The organism is Arenibacter sp. F26102 (genome assembly GCF_023015865.1).
Taxonomy (GTDB): Bacteria; Bacteroidota; Bacteroidia; order Flavobacteriales; family Flavobacteriaceae; genus Arenibacter.
On the sequence record NZ_JALKBC010000052.1, the window covers coordinates 1 to 1,094 of the forward strand.

At 53.9% G+C, this 1,094-nt stretch carries 1 protein-coding gene; it reads left to right on the forward strand.

From position 1 onward, the window contains the following. Window positions 1–1,094, forward strand: a 1,094-nt coding sequence (locus tag MWU78_RS22205; RefSeq protein WP_247002004.1) for a PKD domain-containing protein, incomplete at both ends; no start/stop codon positions are given.

The following is a 1,094-nucleotide window of genomic DNA, read 5'->3' on the forward strand; positions in this document are numbered from 1 at the left end:
ATCTTCGGCAGTGCCGACGAGTTCCACTATGTCTATCAGGAACTACAGGGAGATGGGGAGATCATAGCCCAGTTAATGAGCCTTGAACAGACCAACGGTTGGGCCAAGGCCGGGGTGATGATGAGGAGCGACCTTGATGCGAACTCCGCCATGGCGATGATGATCATGGCACCGAACCCCAACAATACAGGGATACCGGCATATAGTTTCCAGTACAGGCCCACAAAAGGTGGCACTCTTGGAACCGGCAACTATACCGCCCCTGCACCGGCTCCGGGAGGATTCCCGCATTACCTCAGGTTGGTACGCTCTGGCAATACCTTAACGGCCTATGTGTCCGAGACCAATGGAAGTTGGGTTCAGGTNAACCCCAACAATACAGGGATACCGGCATATAGTTTCCAGTACAGGCCCACAAAAGGTGGCACTCTTGGAACCGGCAACTATACCGCCCCTGCACCGGCTCCGGGAGGATTCCCGCATTACCTCAGGTTGGTACGCTCGGGCAATGCCTTCACGGCCTATGTGTCCGAGACCAATGGAAGTTGGGTTCAGGTAGGAAGTACTTCCATACCTATGGGACAAAACATTTTCGTAGGTCTGGCGACAACATCGCATAACGATGGCGTACTTGCCAGTGCAGTATACGAGAACGTTCAGGTCATTGGCAATGTAGAGGAAAATGAAGCCCCTACCGCAGTGGCCACAGCTACTCCGTTGACCGGTACGGCGCCATTGGAAGTGAACTTTAACGGCAGTGGATCTAGCGACCCAGAAAATCCAAATGGACTTGTCTATGCTTGGGATTTCGGAAACGGCGATACCTCGTCTGCTACCAACCCGGTTTACACCCATACTACTGTAGGCAGCTTTACCGCTACCCTTACCGTGACTGATCCGGAAGGACTTCAGGACACCGCTACGGTTACCATCACGGTAGATGAGGAGGTCGTGGTGGACTGTACTCCGGTACCTTCCCCATGGACCAATTCCGATATAGGAAACGTTGCCGCCAATGGCGAGGCCTGTTTCGACAACGGTCGTTTCGAGGTCAATGCCTCAGGTGCGGACATCTTCGGCAGTGCCGACGAGTT